The organism is Leisingera thetidis, assembly GCF_025857195.1.
Taxonomy (GTDB): domain Bacteria; phylum Pseudomonadota; class Alphaproteobacteria; order Rhodobacterales; family Rhodobacteraceae; genus Leisingera; species Leisingera thetidis.
Genome location: NZ_CP109787.1, coordinates 302,384 through 316,658, shown reverse-complemented (window position 1 = coordinate 316,658; position 14,275 = coordinate 302,384). Strand labels below are relative to the sequence as shown.

Here is a 14,275-nt window from a genome sequence, read left to right as displayed (position 1 = left end):
GATTGCAATTGCCCCGCCGGCCGCTTCTGCGGCGGCCGTGCCGGACCGTCGGAACGGCGGCGCCTAGGCCCCGCCGTCGCGGAACAGGCGCCCCCATCCCGTGACCTGGCGGGGGTCCGCCCCGGCCAGTTTCATGCAGTGCCAGATCGTGAAGGCGACGCTGTCCAGCACCGGAATGCCCAGCTCCTCCTCCAGCGCCGGCGCGATCCGGGTGCCGTTGAAATTCGTGCACTGGATGGCAATCGCGTCCGGCTTGCCCTCTGCCACTTCGCGCACCATGTCGGCAATCTGCGCCTCGCCGTATTCGGCAAAGGAATAGTTGCCGGGATCCTCCAGCCGCCGGTCGCCGGTGCAGCGGTATCCCTCGGCCGCGAAATTCCTCAGGATCGGCTCCTGGATTTCCGTGAGATAGGGTGTCACCAGCCCGTAGCTCTTGACCCCCAGCGCCTCGAAGGCGGCGAACAGCGCCAGCGTCGAGGTGGTCGACGGCACGCCGCAGCGGGCCTCGATCTGGCGCACCAGCTCCTCGTCATTGGCCCGGCCCAGCCAGCTGCCGGAGGTGCCGCCCCAGGCGATCACATCCATCCGCGCATCGGCCAGCAGCTCCGCCGCGGCCAGCTGCGGGGCGAACTTGAACTGTCCCAGCGCATCGCCGCTCATCGAGATTTCCGTCACCCGGAACCGCCCGAAATGCACCGACACATGGTCCAGCCCGGCCAGAACCGCCGCCGATTGCGGCTCCATGATGGTGTTGGAGGATGGGGTCAGAAGACCCAGTTTCAACTGTTGTGCCATAGGCTCGCCTTTCCTGCCCATTCGATGACAAGCAGAGTACCGGTCCTAAATAAAATATCAAATTATTTATTATATTCTTTCTAATAGCTTGTAATATATGATTAAACAGAACAAATACATCATGCCAATACCTTCCCGCTGGTGAGGCAGGCCGCACTGCCTAAGACAGATTCGCCTGCCCCTGGCTGGCAATGGCTCGTTTCGGCCGCAAGGCGCGGAAGGCGGCGCCGCTGGCCGGTCGCCATGCTGCAGGACGCATCTGAAAGGGCAGGAAACGAACTGAACAGCGGGATGGCAGGTCATGAAGAACAGGGGGGCAATTGCTGCTCCAGCAGCCGCGCGCCGATCTGATCCGGCTGCCGCCGGAGATGCCCGGCACTCCGTAGAACTACCGGGACCGCTGCAAGCCCTACCAATACCCGGCCCGCGGGCCTGCCGCTAGGGTGCCCCCATCAGACAAGAAGGAAAACCGCAATGATCCGCAAACTGACCCTGGCCGCCGCCCTGCTGGCCCCCGTTTCCGCTGCCGCGCAGGCGCTGCCGACCGCCCCCTACCTGCCGCTGGAGATGGCCCGGACCGCCGCCCAGGCCGCGGTTGAGGCCTGCGCCGCCGACGGCCACAATGTCAGCGTCGCCGTCGTCGCCCGCAGCGGCGTGACCAAGGTGATCCTGCGCGCCGACAACGCCGGGCCGCACACCGTCGGCAGCAGCACCGGCAAGGCCTTCACCTCGGCCAGCATGGGCCGCGACACCGCCGGCCTGGCCGGTTTCATCGGCAGCAACCCGCAGAATGACGGGCTGCGCGACATGGACAGCCGGCTGGTGATCCAGGCCGGCGGCCTGCCGATCCGCATCGGCGGCGCGCTGGTCGGCGGCATCGGTGCCGGCGGCGCGCCCTCGGGCGACATCGACGCCGCCTGTGTCCGCGCGGGCCTGGACGCCATCGGCGCCGAGTGAGCCATTTGCAAAAAACCGCGGCCGGCCCGCCCCGGGCCGGCCGCCTCTGAAGAAGGACCCCGTCAATGCTGCGCATATTCCTGAGCCTCCTGCTGCTGGCCGCTGCCGCGCAGGCGCAGACCCCGCCCTCCGCCGCCGATCTGGCGGGCTACGAGGGGCTTCACCTCGCCGCGCAGGAAGGGGACGCCGCCGCCATCCGCCGCCTGGCCGCTGCCGGGGCGGATCCCGATGCCCGCGACCGGGCCGGGCGGACCCCGGCGCATGTCGCCGCCTTTGCCTCCAATGATGCGGCGCTGCGGGCCCTGGCGGAGGCCGGCGCCGACATGAACGCGCTGGAAAACCGCGTCTATGACGTGCTCACCATCGCCGCGGTTGCGGATGATCCGGAACTGGTCTCGCTGGCGCTGGAACTGGGCAACCGCCCCGACCTCGTCACCAGCGTCTATGATGGCACCGCCCTGATCGCCGCGGCCCATCTGGGCCACCATGAGGTGGTCCGCCGCCTGATTGCCGGCGGCGCGCCGCTGGACCACGTCAACAACCTGGGCTGGACCGCGCTGATGGAGGCGGTGGTGCTGGGCGACGGCGGGCCGGATCACACCGCCACCGTGCGCGCCCTGACCGAAGCCGGAGCCGATACCGGGATCACTGACTATGACGGCGTCACTCCGCTCCAGCACGCCGAAGCCCGCGGCTTTGCGGACATCGCCGGTCTCATCCGCGCCGCGGGGCATTAGCAGACCGGCCAGGGCCGGCTGACCCGCCGGCGGTGCTGACGCCGCGCCGTCCGTCCGCTCTCTGCGCTTTACCTGCGGTACACCTGCCGCGCCGCATCCTGTCAGGGCACGGCAGCAAGATCTTGCGGTGTCCCGCGCGCATCTTGCCGCTCCGGTCGCGCGGACCGGATGCGGCCGCCTCATTCACAACGGGGGTGTCCCTGCCGGATTTCGGACATTGCGCCACAGGCCTTGGGGTTCGCGCCGCAGCGCCGTAAGCCCGGCCGCGTTTACTGCCGCCCGTGCGGCTTCTGTTGCCTCGGCGATGACGGTCTGCGGGTCCAGCGTCCGGGAAACACGCCCGCGCAAAACAACCCGCCCGTCGGCAATAACGGTGTCTGCATCGGCGGCGTTTGCAAAATGGGTGATCGCGTGCAGCGGCATGTCCGGCGGCGTCAGATGCGGCTTGCGCATGTCCACCAGCACGATATCGGCCTTCTTTCCCGCCTCCAGGGAGCCGAGATCCTGTTCCAGGCCCAAGGCGCGGGCCGCATCGATGGTTGCCATTTCCAGCACCTTGCCCGGCGGCAGCACCGAAGGATCCGCAAAATGGCGGCGGTGGTAATGCATGGCCTGCGCCATATGCCGGAACATGTCATAGCCCCGGTCCGGCGCCGCCGCATCCGAACCAAGCGCCACCCGGATGCCCCGCTCGATCAGCTCGGGCGCGGGGCAGCGGCCAAGAATGGACATGATGGCGCTGGGGTTGTGGGCGACCGCGGCGCCGGTTTCCTCCAGCGCCGCGATATCCGCGCCGGTAAGGTCCACGCAATGCGCCAGCAGGGCATGCGGGCCAAGCAGGCCAAGGTCGCGGGCATAGGCGATGGACCCGTTCCGGTGCCCGTCCTGAGTCAGCAGAACGCTGTGCTGTTCCCGCAGTGCCGCCACCGCACCCGCCATGCGGCGCACTTCCGCCTCGCTTGCAGCCTCATCGCCGCCCGGCGCGTAGACTGGCATCACCAGGCAGACGCCGGTTCCGGTCTCCAGAATGCCGTCGTGCCGGGAAATCAGATCCGCGCTCACCGCCAGCTGATGCGCAAAATCCACGTCGATCTCCGTTCCGCGGCTGCCGCGGTAGCGGCGGGGAAACGGCGGGCGCCCCGGTCCCACGGCCAGCATCGTGCGCAGCCCGCTTTCGCGCACCGCGGCGCAATAGGCATCGCCAAAGGCCGGATCATCGCTGCGGTAGATATCCGCCCCGCCGCCCAGCAGCGTGACACAGGTGGTGACCCCGGCCATCAGCCGTTCCAGCAGCGTCAGCCGGGCCTCGGCGGCCCAGAAGGCAACATCGGTTCCGCCTGCATACAGCGTTTCGCAGGCCTGAAACCAGGCCTCGGTGTCGCCGGCCCCAAGCGCCCGGACAAGCCCGTGCCCGGCGTGGGCGTGACTGTCGATCAGCCCGGGGATCGCAGCCATGCCGGTGGCGTCGATCACCTCGGCCGCGGCATCGGCCAGCGGCGCCAGCTCGGCGTCGCGCCCGATTGCAGCGATCCGGTCGCCCTCGATGGCGATGGCGGCGTCCTCGATCACCCGGCGGTCCGCGTCAACGGTCAGGGCGGTGGCGTGGCGGATCAGGATGCTGGTCATGCAGGCGCCTTCCGCAGCGGATAGGCCGGGGCAAAGATTTCCTCCACCGGCGGATGGCCAAAGGTCCGGTCGGGGTATTGCGCCACCAGCCCGTCAAACCGGCTTTGCGCACCCGCCCGCAGCGCGCCGTGGTCGACGCCGGGAATGTCTCCGTCCTGCAGGACGATGCGGCCGTCGATCACCACCGTGCGCACGTCGCGGCCGGAGCCGTTCAGCAGAACCGTCTGGATCGGGTCGATGACCTGCCCCATGGCGGGATCGTCCAGGCCGATAACCGTGATGTCGGCCCGCGCACCGGGGGCAAGGCGGCCCAGGTCGCTGCGGCCCAGTGCCTTGGCGCCGCCAAGGGTCGCGGCATCATACATGTCGGCGGCACTGACCGCCTGCGGATTGCTGTCGGCCATCCGGGCGGTGATCAGCCCCAGTTGCATGTTCAGGATCATGTCCGGGGGATGGGTGTCGGTCCCCATGCCAATGGTCAGACCGGCATCGCGGTAACGCGCAAAGGATCGCAGCACCGCACCGCTGCGCGCCATCACCAGCGGGCAATGCGCCAGCGCCGCGCCGCCCTCTGCCAGGATCTCAAGGTCCGGCGCCTCGTATTCGATGCCGTTGACACCCGACAGGAAGGTCAGATGCGGCAGGATCGCCCGCGGCGACAGAAAACCAAGGTCGCGCAGCCATTCCGGCGGGCTCTTGCCATGCATCCGCACGACGCTCTGGTATTCAAAGGCGGACTGGCAGCAATGCAGCCGCACCGGCACATCCAGATCCCGCACCGCCTGTGCGGTCCGCGACAGCAGTGCTTCGGTGCAGGTTTCAATCCGGTCCGGGGCCAGCATGGTCCGGACCAGCCCCCCGGCACGGCCTTCAAAGCGCTCGCAAAAGCGCACCGCATCAGAGAGGCCCTGAAGCCCCCGCTCCTCGTCGAAATGGAATCCGATGCTGCCATCTTCGGCGACATAGGTATTGCCGCTGCGGTAGGCGGGACCCAGATAGACCCGCAGGCCAAGCTCCTCTGCGGCCTCTGCCGCGCCGGCGAATTCGTCCCAGGTCTCGCCCCACTCGCGGTAGAACAGCGAGGCGATCGGCAGCGCGGTGGTGATGCCGTTGCGGATCAGCCGGGTAAAGGCATAATGCTTCTGCCAGCGCAGATCCTCCGGCGCGTACATCTCGCGCGGGCCTTTTTCCATGTAGCTTTGCGGCCAGATGCGGCCCTTCTTCCAGGCCGGCTGGTTGTCGAGGCCCAGAACCGTGGTGTCGAGATCCGACAGCGCATCGAGGTCGATGAATCCCGGCCCGATCAGCGCGCGGCCGCAATCGATGCGCCGGGCCACCTCGCCTTCGAACCCGTGCCCGGCAAACAGGATGGCGCCATCCTCGAACACGACTTCGCCGCGCGGCAGTAGCACATGCTGGCCGTCTTCATGGCCGACCACCCAGTCGGCGGTCATCAGGGTACGGCCCTGCTCCCTGCCCGCCGCCATCACGGCGCCTCCCGCAGGCTGCGGCCCTCGCGGGCAACGATGCGGCCCGCCTTCAGCACCAGCTTGCGCGGCGGGTGCGCAACCACCGCATGGGGCACGGTCTCAGCCTCGACCAGCACCAGATCCGCCTGGCAGCCGGTTTCGAGCCCGTAATCCTCGAGCCCCATGACCTTGGCGCCGCCCCAGGAGCAGCACCACAGGGCATGCTCGACATCGCTGTCGGAGCGCAGGTTGTTGCGCTGCCCCAGCAGCATGGCGCGTTCCAGCATGTCGGCGTTGCCATAGGGGCCCCAGGTATCGCGGATGCCGTCGGACCCTGCGCAAAGCGTCACCCCCGCCGCCCGCAGATCCTCCGCCAGCGGCACCGGCCGGAACGGGGTCGCAACCGTCGCGATGTGGATCTGCACCTCCGCCAGCTGCGCCACCAGCGCGCGGGCGCGGTCGCGGTCGGGCATGCCCAGGCAAAAGGCATGGCTGACTGTCACCCGCCCCTGCATTCCCAGTGCGCGGGTGCGTTCAATGATCATTTCCATGCTGAACGCCCCCAGTTCGCCGGGTTCGTGCAGGTGGATATCGATGGGCTTTCCGTGCTTTTCAGCCAGAGCGAAAACCGCGTCGAGGTGCCCTTTCGGGTCGGAATCCATGCCGCAGGGGTCAAGGCCGCCGACCACATCCGCCGGCCCGCGCAGCGCCGCATCCAGCAATTCCAGCGTGCCGGGCCGCGTCATCAGCCCGGACTGCGGAAAGGCGACGATCTCGATGTCAACCAGCCCGGCCAGTTCGCTGCGGGTGCGCGCAACGCCTTCGATGCCGGCCAGGCCGGTTTCGGTGTCCACATCCACATGGCTGCGGATCGCGGTCGAGCCGTGGCCCAGCGACAGCAGCGCCTGCCGCATCGACTGGCGGTGCGCATCGATGTTCCACTCCCGGCGCAGGCGGCGTTCGGTATTGATCTTGTCGCGCAGACTCGGCCCCGCCTGATGCGGGCGCCAGCCCATGCCCCACAGGGATTTGTCCAGGTGGGTATGGGCCTCCACCAGCCCGGGCAGCAGGATCGCCCCGCCGCAGTCCTCCTCCGGCACATCGGGCCGGGCCGGCAGATCCGGGCCGGTTTGCACAATGCGCCCGCCCTCGATCAGCATGTCGGCTGGGTCCGCCCCAAACGGGCGCAGATTTCTCAGAAGTATATCGCCGGTCATATGCGCCTCAGCTCCCCGTTGCAGCAGTCAGTGAATCGGTTGCGGTCAGCTCGAACTGCCGGTCCGATACGATGTAGTTATCCGCATGCAGCCGCGCGACCGGCTGATAGGCCTCGGGCCGGACATAGCGCCCAGCCGCGTCGAGGCACGTGTCGCGCACATGCATCTGCACCACCTCGCCCAGAACGATGGCGCGGCGCGGGTAATCGATGATCTGCGACACCCGGCATTCCATCGACGCAGGCGACTCCGCCACCCGCCCGGGCCCGATCTTGAGCGACGGCGCATGGCTGAGACCCGTCAGTGCGACCTCGTCCACATCATCCGGAAAACTGATGCCGCAGTCCACCATCTGCTGGGCAATGGCCATGTCGCACAGGTTGACGACAAACTCCTGCGACCGCCGGATATTGCGCATCGTTTCCTTCTCCGCGCCGTCGGGCCGGGCCTGGATGCCCAGGATCACGATTGGCGGATCCTGTGAGAAGACGTTGAAAAAGCTCATCGGCGCCGCATTCGGCGTGCCGTTTTCGCTGCGGGTGGTCACCAGCGCGATCGGCCGGGGCGCCACGAAACTGCACAGCAGCCGGTAGCGGTCCTTCGGCGGCAGCGCCTCGAAATCGAACTCCATCAGGCCGCCCCCCTTTTGGTCTCCAGCCGCTCGCCCGCATCCGCGCCGGGACCGGCGGTGCTGCCTGCGCCGGGGCGCTGCCCTGCCTCCTGCCCGCCGGTGACGGCATGGCAGGCGACGACGGTGCCGCCGCTGCGGGCGGCCAGTTCCGGGGACTGCTCGCGGCAGCGTGCCGTGGCCAGCGTGCAGCGCGGGTTGAAGGAACAGCCCGGCGGCGGGGTGATCGGGTTCGGCACTTCGCCGATTGCAGGCGCCCGGTCGCGCCGTCCCAGGCTGATATCCGGAACCGTGTCCATCAGCAGTTGCGTATAAGGGTGTTCCGGAGCCGCAAAGATCCGCTCGGCCGGACCGGCCTCAACCAGGCGACCGAGATACATCACGCCCACGTAATCCGACATGAAATCCACCACAGCCAGATCGTGGCTGATGAACAGATATGTCAGCCCCAGCTCGTCCTGCAGGTCCCGCATCAGGTTCAGCACCTGTGACTGCACCGACACGTCCAGCGCCGATGTCGGCTCATCGCAGACCAGGAACTCCGGCCGCGACGAGATCGCCCGCGCGATCGAGATCCGCTGGCGCTGGCCGCCGGAAAACTCATGCGGGAATTTCTCGCCGTCGCGGGCCGACAGACCGACCATCTCCAGCAGCCGCCCGACCTCGGCCTGCTCCTCTTCGCGGCTTCCGGTGATGCCGAAGCTGCGCAGCGGCTCGGCAATGATATCCCGCACCCGCCAGCGCGGGTTCAGGCTGGCATAGGGATCCTGGAAAATCATCTGGATCCGGCGGCGGAAGTCGCCCCGCGCAGCCGCCGGCAGCGCGGTCAGATCGGTGCCGTCAAAGCGGATCTCCCCCGAGGTGGCGGCATGCAGACCAACCACCAGCTTGGCGACCGTCGACTTGCCGCAGCCGGACTCGCCGACCAGGCTGAAGGTCTTGCCGCGCGGAATGTCGATGTTGAGCCCGTCGACTGCGCGCAGATGACGATGGCCCTTGCGCTCAATCAGCCGGTTCAGCAGCGGCGGCGACAGATCAAAGGTTTTCGACAGCCCCCGCAGGGACACGAGGGGTTCGGACCCGGTAGCGTGCAAGGTCATGCCGGTTCTCCCTGGTAAAGGTGGCAGGCGACGTGGCCGCCCTTGACCGGCTGAGGCGCCGGCTTGGTGCTGCTGCACTCGGCAAAGGCCCGCGGGCAGCGGGGGTGGAACGCACAGCCCGTTGGCAGGTCCGTCAGCCGCGGCATGGCACCGTTGATCTGGGTCAGCCGCTTGGCTTTGGAACCGACGCGCGGGATCGATTGCATCAGCCCCTTGGTGTAGGGGTGGCGCGGATCGCGCACCACCTTCTCCACCGGGCCAAGCTCGACAACCCGGCCCGAGTACATCACCGCAACGCGGTCGGCGGTCTCGGCGATCACCCCCATGTCATGGGTCACCAGGATCACCGCCGCACCGCGCTCCCGGCACATCCGCTTGAGCAGATCCAGGATCTGCGCCTGGATCGAAACATCCAGCGCCGTTGTCGGCTCATCGGCGATCACCAGAGAGGGTTCGGCGCAGAGCGCCAGCGCGATCACCACCCGCTGGCGCATGCCGCCGGAAAACTGGTGCGGATACTGGTCAACCCGGGCTTCCGGGGCCGGAATGCCGACCTCGGCCAGACAGGCGATGGCCCGCGCCCGCGCCGCCGCCCGGTCCAGATTCAGGTGGGTGCGGATGGTCTGGGTCAGCTGCTGGCCCACCGTCATCAGCGGATTGAGGCTGGTCAGCGGATCCTGAAAGATCGCGCCGATCTTGCGCCCGCGCAGCCGCCGCATCTCTTCCGCGGACAGCGTGTCGATGCGCTGCCCCTCAAAATGTATTTCGCCGCGGTCGATGCGGCCGGGCCGCTCCAGCAAGCCGGTGATCGCGGTGCCGGTCAGCGATTTGCCAGCGCCCGACTCGCCCACCATGCCCAGGATTTCGCCGGGGGCGAGATCAAAGCTGATGCCATCGACCGCACGCAGCGGCCCGTGCCGTGTGTCAAAGCAGATCGACAGGCCGCGCACACTCAGAAGCGGCGATTTGGGGAAGGTCGTGGTATTCATCGTCATTCCTTTCAGCGCAGCTTGGGATTCAGGGCGTCGCGCAGCCAGTCGCCGAGCAGGTTGACTGCCAGAACCAGCGCCACCAGCGTCAGCGACGGGAAGATCACCACCCACCAGATGCCCGAGAACAGATACTCGTTGCCGACGCGGATCAGCGTGCCGAGCGACGGGTTGGTGGGTGGCATGCCGACGCCGAGGAACGACAGGGTCGCCTCGATCAGGATCGCCATCGCCAGGTTGATCGTCGCGATCACCAGCACCGGACCCATCACGTTCGGCAGGATGTGGCGGAACAGGATCGCCAGCGGCCGCCGTCCGACCAGCTGCGCGGCATAGACATACTCGCGGCGGCGCTCGACCATGGTCGAACTGCGCACCGTGCGCGCGTATTGCACCCAGGTGGTGACGGTGATGGCAAAGACCAGCACGATCAGGGCCGCGCTGTCATGCATCTCCCGCGGCAGCGCGCCGCGGACGATGCCGCTGACCAGCAGCGCCACCAGGATGGTCGGAAAGCTCAGCATCACGTCGGCGATGCGCATGAAAACCGCGTCGACGGTGCCGCCGAAGTAACCGCTGACCAGGCCGGCCACGATGCCGATCACCATCGCCAGCGCCACGCTGACGAAGCCGACCGCGAGGGAGATGCGCGACCCGTAAAGGATGGCCGACAGCACATCGCGCCCCTGGTTGTCGGTGCCGAGGATGAACCGCGGGTCGCCGCCTTCCGCCCACACCGGCGGCAATTCGCTGTCCCACAGGCTCAATGTGGAGACATCGAACGGGTCATGCGGCGCAATCCAGGGCGCCAGCAGCGCCGCCAGCAGGATGAACAGGGTGACGGCCGAGGCAATCACGGTCACATAGGAGGTGCGGAAGCGGTAGAACAGATCGCTTTTCAGGATCGCTGCGAGACGGGATTGGGGGAATGCTTCAAGAGCCATGTTTAGTCTCCCTCACGCCCGCACCGAAAGGCGCGGATCAATTGCAAAGTAAAGAAGATCGACAACCATGTTGATCGTCACGAAGACCAGCGCGACCATCACCAGGTAGGCGGACATCACCGGAATGTCGCCAAAGCTGACGGCCTGGATGAACAGCAGCCCCATGCCCGGCCATTGGAATACGGTCTCGGTAATGATCGCAAAGGCGATCATCGATCCCAGCTGCAGGCCGACAATGGTGATCACCGGCATCAGCGTGTTGCCGAGCGCATGGCCGAAATTCACCGCCCTGTTGGTCAGGCCGCGGGCGCGGGCGAACCGCACGAAATCCGAGCGCAGCACTTCCATCATCTCGGCCCGCACCAGCCGCATGATCAGCGTGACCTGGAACAAACCCAGCATCACCGCCGGCAGGACCAGCGATTTCAGCCCGTTGACGGTCAGGAAGCCGGTGCTCCACCAGCCGATCTGCACCGTGTCCCCGCGCCCGAACGACGGCAGCCAGTTCAGCCAGACCGAGAAGATCAGGATCAGCAGGATGCCGGTCACGAAGGTTGGCACCGATATGCCGATCAGCGAGACGACATTGAGCAGGTTGCTCAGCACCCCCTTTGGATGAAGCGCGGCATAGATGCCCATCGGCACCCCCAGCAGCAGGGCAAAGACGGCAGCGGCAAGCACCAGCTCCAGCGTCGCGGGCAGGCGCTCGGCGATCATTTCGGCCACCGGGCGTTTGTTGCGGTAGGAAATGCCGAAGTCGCCCTGCACCGCGCCGGTCACAAAGCGCGTGAACTGGACTGTCACAGGCTGGTCGAGGCCAAGCTGTCCGCGCAACTCCTGCCGGTCTTCGGCGGAGGCGTTTTCCGGCAGCATGCTGTTCACCGGATCACCGATGAAACGGAACATCGAAAAGGCGATCAAAGCAACGGCAAGCATCACGATGACCGATTGGATCAGCCGCTTCAGAATGAAAGCGATCATTGGAGGGTCCTCCATTTGTCGGCTGTGGGCCTTGGGAAAAAGGCGGACCTGCGCGCAGCAGAGCGCAAGTCCGCCAGGCGGGGAGGATCAGTTGATCTTCGCGTACCAAAGCCGGGGTTTGTTGTCGGCGGTGATCGGCAGATCGACGCCATCGCGCACCGCCCAGGCCAGCGGCTGCTGATGCAGCGGGATGATCGCCACGTCATCGCGGGCAATCTTCAGCGCCTCGCTCATCATCGCGGTGCGCTTTTCCGGGTCGAGCTCGACCGCCACCTTGGAGGTCAGCGCGTCGATGTCCGGGTTGGAATAGCGGCCCGGGTTCCAGGCGCCCATCCGGTCATTCGGCGTGTGCAGCAGCGACGACAGCACACTGTAGCTGTCCAGCATCGGCAGCGTTGCCCATCCCATCATGTAGATGTCCGACGATCCCGCCAGCAGCTTCTCGAAATGCTTGGACTTGGTCTGCGCCGTCAGCTTGGCAGTGACGCCGATCCGCGACCACATCGAGGTGATCGCCTGGCAGATTTCCTCGTCATTGACATAGCGGTCGTTGGGGCAGTCCAGCCCGACCTCGAACCCGTCGCCGTAGCCGGCTTCGGCCAGCAGCGCCTTGGCCGCGGCCGGATCAGCCGGCGTCAGCACGTCCAGCGCCTCGTCGTAGCCCGGCACCGGCGGTGCCACCAGCAGCGCTGCGTTGCGGGACCGGTCGCGCATGATCTTCTTGCGGATCAGCTCCATGTCGATCGCGCGCCACAGGGCTTCGCGCACGCGGCGGTCCTGCAGCGGGTTCCGGTCGGTCAGGTTGGAGTTGTGCAGTGTGTCCTTCTGGTTCATGCCCAGCATGATGGTGCGCAGCGCAGGCATCATAATGACCGATGCGCCGTCGGAACGGTCGATGCGCTCGACATCCTGCAGCGGTGCCGGCGTGATGAAATCCAGCTCACCGGACAAAAGCGCCGCAATCCGCGTCGCATCCGAGCTGATCGGGCTGAATTCGATACGGGTCAGATTGTGCTGCGGCTCATCCCACCAGCCTTCATGCACCGTCAGAACGGTGCGGGCGTCGGGCTGGCGGCTTTCCAGCTTGAACGGCCCGGTTCCGTTGGAATTTGCCACGGCATAATTCTCGCGGCCGCTGCGCACATCGGCCGGCATCAGGGCGCCATGCTCCTCCATCCACTCCCGGTCGAGGATCAGCATGTTCGTCAGGTAGTTCAGAACGATGGGATCCGGCCCCGCCAGCACCATGTCCACGGTATAGTCATCAACCTTCTCGACCGCTTCCATGCCGGGAATGTTGCTTTTCACCGGCGAGCTGTCATGCGCCGCGCGCTCCAGCGACGCGACGACGTCGTCCGCCGTGAACGCATTGCCGTTGTGGAACGTCACCCCCTCGCGCAGCGTGAAGCGGATGCGCGTCGGCTCGATGAATTCCCAGGAGGTCGCAAGCGCCGGCTCAACCTCGAGATCCTGGTTGTAGCGCACCAGCCCCTCGTAGACGTGGTTGAGGAAACCGATGGTGTTGCTTTCGGTCATCGAATGCGGGTCCATCGCCGCGATATCGGTTGAATCTGCCATCCGCAGCGTATTGGCGCCCGCGGCCCCGGCCAGGACAGCCGCCAGGGCGCCTGCCGCCAATCCGGCTTTGAGTCGGGATGTGAAGGTCATGTCTATCTCCGTGTTGTGTTTGGGTTCGCCTGCTTCTTGCGGCAGTGCTAACAATTATCGTATACAATGATCGTATACATTCAACCTTTTTGTTTCCGGACAAAAAAGGTATACGTTTCCGGCGGATGGTACGGTATCAGGGACAATGCCCCCCGTGTCCTGCCGCACGGCATCCGCTCAGAAAGGACAGGCCATGAAAGCTCGGAACGGGACGGAAACGAACTCTGGAGAGGCTGATTCGGGCAGCCCTGCCCGGATTGACAGCGGCCTGATCTACTCGCGCATCTTCGACGCCATCGTCGATCACAGGCTGGTGCCCGGCACCCATCTGAAGGAAGACGAGCTGTGCGATCTGTTCGGCGTCGGCCGGACCCGCATCCGCACGGCGCTGTCGCGGCTGGCGGCCGACCATGTCATTGAACTGGTGGCAAACCGCGGCGCCTTTGTCTGCCGCCCGTCAGTCGAGGAAGCCCGCGAAGTCTTCCGCGCCCGGCGGGTCATCGAAGGGCATCTCATCCGCCGTGCCGCCGAACGGCGCAATCCGCCGATGCGGGAGGCGCTCACCGCACACCTGCATGGCGAACATGCCGCCAGGGAAGCAGGCGACACCGCGCGCGTCATCCGCCGCTGCAGCCGGTATCACCAATTGCTTGCCGATCAGGCGGACAGCCCGATCATGGCCGGCTTCATCCGCGAACTCATCGCGCGCTCTTCGCTGATTGTGGCGATCTACGAGAAATCGAAACCGGACAAATGCGAAATCGACGAGCACCGCCTGCTGTCGGATTACGTTCTGGACGGCCGCGCAGATGACGCGGCGGCCCTTATGGACCGGCATCTGCAGGGGATCGAGGACCGCTTGGATCTGAACGATAAAAGCGGACCGGTCAGCGACCTGCGCCACAGCCTCGGTTTTCTCTGAACGCCGCCATCGGCCGCGGAGCCGGCCGGTCAGCGCCGCTCAGGCAAGGCTGGCAGGCGGCACTCCCAAAACAGCCTGGCAAGCCCGGGCACGGCCTTCCATCGGTGCCTGAGCACCGTGCGGCCGCAGCCCCCGCGGTGGAGAACAGGCCCCATCGCCGCGCCTTGGCGGCAGGGAATGCTCCTGCCGCTGGGAAAACCGGAAACGACCGGGCCTGCCTGCCGGTGCTGAGCTCTGCCCCG

The 14,275-nt window shown here is 66.6% G+C and carries 13 protein-coding genes; 3 read left to right on the top strand and 10 right to left on the bottom strand.

Going from position 1 to position 14,275, the window contains the following annotated elements; translation table 11 throughout:
* Nucleotides 1-63: 63 nt before the first annotated feature.
* Nucleotides 64-795 (bottom strand): maleate cis-trans isomerase family protein, encoded by a 732-nt coding sequence (locus OKQ63_RS01595; protein WP_264212237.1) that lies wholly within the window; start codon nucleotides 793-795, stop codon nucleotides 64-66.
* A gap of 474 nt (nucleotides 796-1,269) precedes the next feature.
* Here OKQ63_RS01595 and OKQ63_RS01590 point away from each other — a divergent pair, with 474 nt between their 5' ends.
* Together OKQ63_RS01590 and OKQ63_RS01585 are read left to right on the top strand one after the other, a co-directional pair.
* The gene (locus OKQ63_RS01590) at nucleotides 1,270-1,752 is read left to right on the top strand and encodes a GlcG/HbpS family heme-binding protein (protein ID WP_264212236.1); all 483 of its coding nucleotides are present in this window, start codon (nucleotides 1,270-1,272) and stop codon (nucleotides 1,750-1,752) included.
* Between the two features lie 65 nt (nucleotides 1,753-1,817).
* Nucleotides 1,818-2,489: an ankyrin repeat domain-containing protein gene (locus OKQ63_RS01585; protein ID WP_264212235.1), complete on the top strand. Its 672-nt coding sequence runs from the start codon at nucleotides 1,818-1,820 to the stop codon at nucleotides 2,487-2,489.
* Between the two features lie 183 nt (nucleotides 2,490-2,672).
* Here the strand turns inward: OKQ63_RS01585 and OKQ63_RS01580 are convergent, their stop codons facing one another.
* The 9 genes from OKQ63_RS01580 to OKQ63_RS01540 all read right to left on the bottom strand — a co-directional run bounded on the left by OKQ63_RS01580 (nucleotide 2,673) and on the right by OKQ63_RS01540 (nucleotide 13,111).
* A complete protein-coding gene (locus tag OKQ63_RS01580; protein WP_264212234.1) occupies nucleotides 2,673-4,115 on the bottom strand; it encodes an amidohydrolase family protein in 1,443 nt (480 codons plus the stop codon).
* A complete protein-coding gene (locus OKQ63_RS01575; protein ID WP_264212233.1) occupies nucleotides 4,112-5,602 on the bottom strand; it encodes an amidohydrolase family protein in 1,491 nt (496 codons plus the stop codon). Before OKQ63_RS01575 ends, OKQ63_RS01580 begins: the two co-directional genes overlap by 4 nt.
* Nucleotides 5,602-6,801: an amidohydrolase family protein gene (locus tag OKQ63_RS01570; RefSeq protein ID WP_264212232.1), complete on the bottom strand. Its 1,200-nt coding sequence runs from the start codon at nucleotides 6,799-6,801 to the stop codon at nucleotides 5,602-5,604. The genes OKQ63_RS01575 and OKQ63_RS01570 overlap by 1 nt, the downstream gene beginning before the upstream one ends.
* Before the next feature lie 7 nt (nucleotides 6,802-6,808).
* Nucleotides 6,809-7,432: a flavin reductase family protein gene (locus OKQ63_RS01565; protein WP_264212231.1), complete on the bottom strand. Its 624-nt coding sequence runs from the start codon at nucleotides 7,430-7,432 to the stop codon at nucleotides 6,809-6,811.
* Nucleotides 7,432-8,529, bottom strand: a complete 1,098-nt coding sequence (locus OKQ63_RS01560) for an ABC transporter ATP-binding protein (protein WP_264212230.1) — start codon at nucleotides 8,527-8,529, stop codon at nucleotides 7,432-7,434. Before OKQ63_RS01560 ends, OKQ63_RS01565 begins: the two co-directional genes overlap by 1 nt.
* Nucleotides 8,526-9,518: an ABC transporter ATP-binding protein gene (locus tag OKQ63_RS01555; protein WP_264212229.1), complete on the bottom strand. Its 993-nt coding sequence runs from the start codon at nucleotides 9,516-9,518 to the stop codon at nucleotides 8,526-8,528. The genes OKQ63_RS01560 and OKQ63_RS01555 overlap by 4 nt, the downstream gene beginning before the upstream one ends.
* A gap of 11 nt (nucleotides 9,519-9,529) precedes the next feature.
* On the bottom strand, nucleotides 9,530-10,462 hold the full coding sequence (locus tag OKQ63_RS01550; protein ID WP_264212228.1) for an ABC transporter permease: 933 nt from the start codon (nucleotides 10,460-10,462) through the stop codon (nucleotides 9,530-9,532).
* Nucleotides 10,463-10,474: 12 nt separating this feature from the next.
* Nucleotides 10,475-11,443 carry an ABC transporter permease gene (locus tag OKQ63_RS01545; protein WP_264212227.1) on the bottom strand — a complete coding sequence of 323 codons (969 nt, stop codon included), beginning with the start codon at nucleotides 11,441-11,443 and terminating at the stop codon, nucleotides 10,475-10,477.
* Between the two features lie 87 nt (nucleotides 11,444-11,530).
* Nucleotides 11,531-13,111: an ABC transporter substrate-binding protein gene (locus tag OKQ63_RS01540; protein ID WP_264212226.1), complete on the bottom strand. Its 1,581-nt coding sequence runs from the start codon at nucleotides 13,109-13,111 to the stop codon at nucleotides 11,531-11,533.
* Between the two features lie 193 nt (nucleotides 13,112-13,304).
* On the opposite strand from OKQ63_RS01540, the gene OKQ63_RS01535 reads away from it, so the two are divergent.
* The gene (locus tag OKQ63_RS01535; RefSeq protein WP_264212225.1) at nucleotides 13,305-14,033 is read left to right on the top strand and encodes a GntR family transcriptional regulator; all 729 of its coding nucleotides are present in this window, start codon (nucleotides 13,305-13,307) and stop codon (nucleotides 14,031-14,033) included.
* Nucleotides 14,034-14,275 lie beyond the last annotated feature (242 nt).

What these genes read in the sequence shown, in the direction of transcription:
- OKQ63_RS01595 (WP_264212237.1), bottom strand. Translation starts at nt 795, where the DNA reads ATGGCACAACAGTTGAAACTGGGTCTTCTGACCCCATCCTCCAACACC.
- OKQ63_RS01590 (WP_264212236.1), top strand. Translation starts at nt 1,270, where the DNA reads ATGATCCGCAAACTGACCCTGGCCGCCGCCCTGCTGGCCCCCGTTTCC.
- OKQ63_RS01585 (WP_264212235.1), top strand. Translation starts at nt 1,818, where the DNA reads ATGCTGCGCATATTCCTGAGCCTCCTGCTGCTGGCCGCTGCCGCGCAG.
- OKQ63_RS01580 (WP_264212234.1), bottom strand. Translation starts at nt 4,115, where the DNA reads ATGACCAGCATCCTGATCCGCCACGCCACCGCCCTGACCGTTGACGCG.
- OKQ63_RS01575 (WP_264212233.1), bottom strand. Translation starts at nt 5,602, where the DNA reads ATGGCGGCGGGCAGGGAGCAGGGCCGTACCCTGATGACCGCCGACTGG.
- OKQ63_RS01570 (WP_264212232.1), bottom strand. Translation starts at nt 6,801, where the DNA reads ATGACCGGCGATATACTTCTGAGAAATCTGCGCCCGTTTGGGGCGGAC.
- OKQ63_RS01565 (WP_264212231.1), bottom strand. Translation starts at nt 7,432, where the DNA reads ATGGAGTTCGATTTCGAGGCGCTGCCGCCGAAGGACCGCTACCGGCTG.
- OKQ63_RS01560 (WP_264212230.1), bottom strand. Translation starts at nt 8,529, where the DNA reads ATGACCTTGCACGCTACCGGGTCCGAACCCCTCGTGTCCCTGCGGGGG.
- OKQ63_RS01555 (WP_264212229.1), bottom strand. Translation starts at nt 9,518, where the DNA reads ATGAATACCACGACCTTCCCCAAATCGCCGCTTCTGAGTGTGCGCGGC.
- OKQ63_RS01550 (WP_264212228.1), bottom strand. Translation starts at nt 10,462, where the DNA reads ATGGCTCTTGAAGCATTCCCCCAATCCCGTCTCGCAGCGATCCTGAAA.
- OKQ63_RS01545 (WP_264212227.1), bottom strand. Translation starts at nt 11,443, where the DNA reads ATGATCGCTTTCATTCTGAAGCGGCTGATCCAATCGGTCATCGTGATG.
- OKQ63_RS01540 (WP_264212226.1), bottom strand. Translation starts at nt 13,111, where the DNA reads ATGACCTTCACATCCCGACTCAAAGCCGGATTGGCGGCAGGCGCCCTG.
- OKQ63_RS01535 (WP_264212225.1), top strand. Translation starts at nt 13,305, where the DNA reads ATGAAAGCTCGGAACGGGACGGAAACGAACTCTGGAGAGGCTGATTCG.